Here is a 4,592-nt window from a genome sequence, read left to right on the forward strand (position 1 = left end):
CGCCTGGAACGAGTTCATCCCGTTCCTGGATTACGACGTCGAGATCCGCAGGGTCATCTGCAGCACGAACGCGATCGTTATCTTGAGCTCCCGGATGAGTGTCTTTGATGTCCGACACGAGGCGTCGGGGTCGCTGGTTTTGCTTGCTGGACGTGGTTATCTGCAGCCGTCCAGGAAGCAGAGCTTGCGGAGGAAGAGTGCTTGTTACACGGGTGGTTTCGCCGGTCTCGTCGCGTGAGTCGTGGACCGTTCTCGGCGACGACGATGCGCCGGTCGAGCCGATCGAGCGGTATCTGGCGTACCTGGCCGATATCGAACGATCACCGAACACGGTCAAGGCGTATGCGCACGATCTGAAGGACTGGTTCGTCTTCCTCGCCGATCGTGGCCTGGATTGGCGGCGGGTGCGGCTTGAGGATGTGGGTCAGTTCGTCGCGTGGCTGAGGTTGCCGTTGCCGGCGCGGGATCGACGGGTGTCGGTGCTGCCGTCGGTGGAACATCACTGTGCCGAGTCGACGGTCAACCGCAAGTTGTCGGCGCTGGGCGCGTTCTACACGCATGCCGCCCGCGACGGGGTCGATGTCGGTGAGCTGCTGGTGAGCTGGCAACGGGGCGGTTCGCGCGGTGGGTGGAAGCCGTTTCTGCACCACATCAGCAAGAGCCAACCACGGCCGCGCCGGGCGATCGCGTTGAGGGCGCCGAAGAAGCTGCCCCGCGTGCTGTCTCCCGCCGAGGTGCAGACCATCTTGGACGGGTGCGGCCGGTTGCGGGACCGGCTGTTGTTTGCCCTGTTGTATGACACCGGGATGCGGATCGGTGAGGCACTGGGTTTGCGGCACAACGATATTGCCGCCGCCGAGCAGGAGGTTACGGTGCGGCGGCGGGACAACGACAACGGGGCCCGCGCCAAGTCGGCGACCTCACGGACGATCCCGGTCAGCGCCGCGTTGATCCGGTTGTATGCCGATTATCTGCACGACGAGTACGGCGATCTTGACAGCGATTACGTGTTCGTCAACCTGTGGGGTAGGCCGCGCGGGCATCCGTTGACCTATGCGGGGGTCTACGATCTGGTACGTCGGCTGCGCCGCCGAAGCGGGCTCGACTTCGATCCGCATTGGCTACGGCACACGGCAGCGACCAGGATGCTGCGCAACGGTATCGGGATCGAAGTCGTAGCACAGCTTTTGGGTCACGCGAACGTCACCACCACGGCTGTGATCTACGGACATCTGACCGTGGAGGACGCCCGCCGTGTGATGGAACAGGCAGGCTGGTTCACCGATGGGCAGGTGTCGCTGTGACGGCGCCGGCTCGGGTGCCGGGCAGCGAGGCAACGGGCTTGCTGGGCACCCTGATGGTGACGGTCCGCAACGAATTCCGCAGCGACGTATTGGAATTCGACGCTGAAGACCCGGTGTTCGGTACCGGCCGCTGCCGGGTGGCCGGATGCGAACGGCACTCCCGCGGGCAGGGGCTGTGTCAGGCGCATCGGCTGCGGTGGGTTCACGCAGGCCGCCCGGACCTGGACGTCTTCGCCGCGACCACCGATGCCCGGTGGCATCGGCTGCAGCCCAACCAATGCTGCCGCGTCGATGGCTGCGGCTACGGGGCTGCCCGCCAGGGACTGTGCGCGCTGCACGCCCGGCATTGGATCCGTGCTGGCCGGCCCGAACTTGACAGCTGGCTAGGCAACCCTCCGGTAGTGACGCGGCCCGAACCGGGCCTATCGTGTCGGATCCCGCATTGCGCGTTGTGGCCGCAGGCGACGGGTCCGTTCTGTCTCTCGCATGCCAACACCTGGAAAGTGAACGGGCGAAACGACATCGATGAATTCGCCCGGCGGTTCACCGATATTCCGGCGCCCACCGACGAACTCATCCGGTTCGATCTGCTGGGCTCTCGGCTGAAGCTGGAGATGCAGTACGTACTGCAGCGTCGCCGTGACGAGCGCCGCGGCAAGCTGGCGCCGCATGTCGCGATGCGGGTAGTCCGGTTCCTGGCCCAGGAGTCGGTGATGTCGCTGCTCGACAACGACGCCGACACCTGGCGTGTTCTGGGGCGGGCGGCATTGAACGACTCGCTGTCACGGTCCTTCCTCGGCTACGCCTACCGGCAGGTCTCCGACCTGGCCGAGGCGGGCGGCTGGGAAGCCGAATACCCACGCGATGTCTGGCATATGCGACGCCTCGGGTTCGACGGCGACCGCACTCTGCGGTTCACCGGGATTCCGCAGCCGTGGCTGCGGGAACCGGCCAAACGGTGGGTGCGGTGGCGGCTGTCGACCGGGCTGGGCCTGGAAGCCGGCGGAGGCAGACCGGTCGTTGCGATCACCCGCTTCGCTCGGTTCCTCGCCGAGATCGGGATCGATCAGATCGACCAGGTCGACCGGCCGGTGCTGGAACGCTACCTGGCCGACCTGAGTAACGACTCCGCCGGCGCCCAGCGTCGCGGCACCCACATCGGATTGCTCAGCCACTTCTTTGCCGCGATCCGCCAACACCGTTGGGACACAGCCCTTCCACCCGATGCCATGTTCTTCACCGAGGACTATCCGAAACGCGAGGAACGGTTGCCGCGCGCGTTGGCCGAGCAGGTTATGGCCCAACTCGAGCATCCGGACAACCTCGCCAAGTTCGACGATCCCGCCTACCGGCTGATCACGATCATCCTGATGCGCTGTGGGCTGCGGGTCACCGACGCGCTGCGGCTGCGCGCCGACTGCCTGGTCACCGACGCTGACGGCGCTCCCTACCTGCGCTACGTCAACCACAAGATGAAACGCGACGCACTGGTCCCGATCGACGAGCAACTCCGCGACCTGATCGGCGAACACCGCCAACACACCACCGCACGATGGCCCGCCGGGACACCAGGACTGTTCCCACGCCCGACCAAAAACATCGACGGCACCCACCCGATCGCCAGCCCGACCTACCGGATGGCGCTGTTGCGCTGGCTGGACATCTGCGACATCCGCGACGAACACAACCGGCCCGTGCACCTGACCCCGCACCAGTGGCGCCACACCCTGGGCACTCGCCTGATCAACCGCGACGTCCCCCAAGAGGTCGTGCGCCGCATTCTCGATCATGACTCCCCACAGATGACCGGCCACTACGCGCGACTGCACGACACCACCGTGCGCCGCCACTGGGAAGCCGCCCGCAAGGTCGACATTCACGGTCGCACAGTCACTTTGGACCCGGCCGGTCCGCTCGCCGAAGCCGCCTGGGCCAAACAACGCCTCGGCCGCGCCACCCAGGCCCTACCCAACGGCTACTGCGGCCTGCCCCTCCAGCAGAGCTGCCCGCACGCCAACGCCTGCTTGACCTGCCCAATGTTCCTCACCACCCCCGAATTCCTGCCCCAGCACCGCGAACAGCGCAAGCAGACCCTGCAGCTCGTCACCGCCGCCGAGGCCCGTGGCCAGCAACGACTCGCCGAGATGAACCGGCAGGTGCTCGCCAACCTGGACAGCATCGTCACAGCCCTCGACCCCCACGCAGCCGAACCGAAGGACACCGAACATGCGCGCTGACAACAGCATCCACCTTGTCACTGCTGCCCAGCAACGCCACGAACTCACCCGAGCCAAAGCGATCGCAGCGATGCACGAGCTCGATCGAGCCGGTGCCGCGATCACCTTCGAATCCGTCGCCCGCCACGCCGGTGTCTCCCGCTCGTGGATCTATACCCAGCCCGACATCAAAGACGAGATCCACCGATTGCGCGCACAGCATCGCGGCCCGACCGCGCCGATACCTTCCCCGCACCGCGCTAGCGACGAATCGTTGCGGCGGCGACTCGAAATCTCGAACCGCCGCAACCGCGAACTCGCCGACGAAAACCAGCAGCTACGCCGCCAACTCGCCAACGCGCTCGGTCAACTCCGCGACAACGGACGAACCCGACCCGCCGCCGGCAACCAGTCGCACATCGCAACTCGGTAACAAATTCCGTGTGCTGACCGACAAGGCAGCCAGTCACGCCGCCGCGCCGTAGACATCCTCCACGAAGCAAACCCCCAGGCCACAGCGATCCTCAGCCAATGAACTCAAGATAACCATCGGGTTCGTGGTCCTTAGGTGGATCCAGTGGTCGGCGGGGTAGTGGTAGAACGCCAGCAGCTGTTCGATGTCGTCGGTGATCTTGGCGACCGCCTTGGCGAACTTCGGCCCGTAGGCGGCCTCGAACCTCTTGACCGCGTCGAGGGCGTGGCGCTTATCCTCGGCGTTCCAGATCTCGGCGAGCGCCTTCTTCGCGCCGGGGTGCGCCGACTTCGATAGCGCGGCAAGCACATTGGAGATCTTGTTAAATCAGCAGCGCTGCTCGCGGGTGTCGGGAAACACCTCGCGCAGCGCGCCCCAGAACCCGAGCGCGCCGTCGCCGATCGCCAGCACTGGCGCGCGCATGCCGCGGCGGCCTTAGCCGGCTTCCCTCAAGCCGTTGACGACGCCGACGGCCTCGCCACGCCCGTCGACACCAGTCCTAGAAGTCTGTCTGTGAAATAGTATGGTACTTTGTAGTATGTCGGTTATGGTTGCAGCCGCGTTGCCGGCGAGTGATGCGCAGCGCGCGGAGTTGGAGCG

3 protein-coding genes and 2 pseudogenes are annotated in these 4,592 nt (G+C 65.7%); 4 read left to right on the forward strand and 1 reads right to left on the reverse strand.

The window, feature by feature from the left end:
* The 4 genes and pseudogenes from ACLP9N_RS18655 to ACLP9N_RS18670 form a co-directional block, all read left to right on the forward strand.
* Positions 1-94 (forward strand): annotated as a pseudogene (locus tag ACLP9N_RS18655) (hypothetical protein); the annotation flags it as partial.
* Positions 95-212: 118 nt separating this feature from the next.
* Positions 213-1,304 (forward strand): site-specific integrase, encoded by a 1,092-nt coding sequence (locus tag ACLP9N_RS18660; protein ID WP_442408812.1) that lies wholly within the window; start codon positions 213-215, stop codon positions 1,302-1,304.
* A gap of 53 nt (positions 1,305-1,357) precedes the next feature.
* A complete protein-coding gene (locus ACLP9N_RS18665; protein WP_442408813.1) occupies positions 1,358-3,541 on the forward strand; it encodes a tyrosine-type recombinase/integrase in 2,184 nt (727 codons plus the stop codon).
* The gene (locus tag ACLP9N_RS18670) at positions 3,531-3,953 is read left to right on the forward strand and encodes a DUF6262 family protein (RefSeq protein WP_442389338.1); all 423 of its coding nucleotides are present in this window, start codon (positions 3,531-3,533) and stop codon (positions 3,951-3,953) included. Before ACLP9N_RS18665 ends, ACLP9N_RS18670 begins: the two co-directional genes overlap by 11 nt.
* A 114-nt stretch (positions 3,954-4,067) precedes the next feature.
* On the opposite strand, the pseudogene ACLP9N_RS18675 reads toward ACLP9N_RS18670, so the two are convergent.
* A pseudogene (locus ACLP9N_RS18675) lies at positions 4,068-4,424 on the reverse strand (transposase); the annotation flags it as partial.
* Between the last annotated feature and the right edge of the window lie 168 nt (positions 4,425-4,592).

The organism is Mycobacterium sp., assembly GCF_052144515.1.
Taxonomy (GTDB): domain Bacteria; phylum Actinomycetota; class Actinomycetes; order Mycobacteriales; family Mycobacteriaceae; genus Mycobacterium.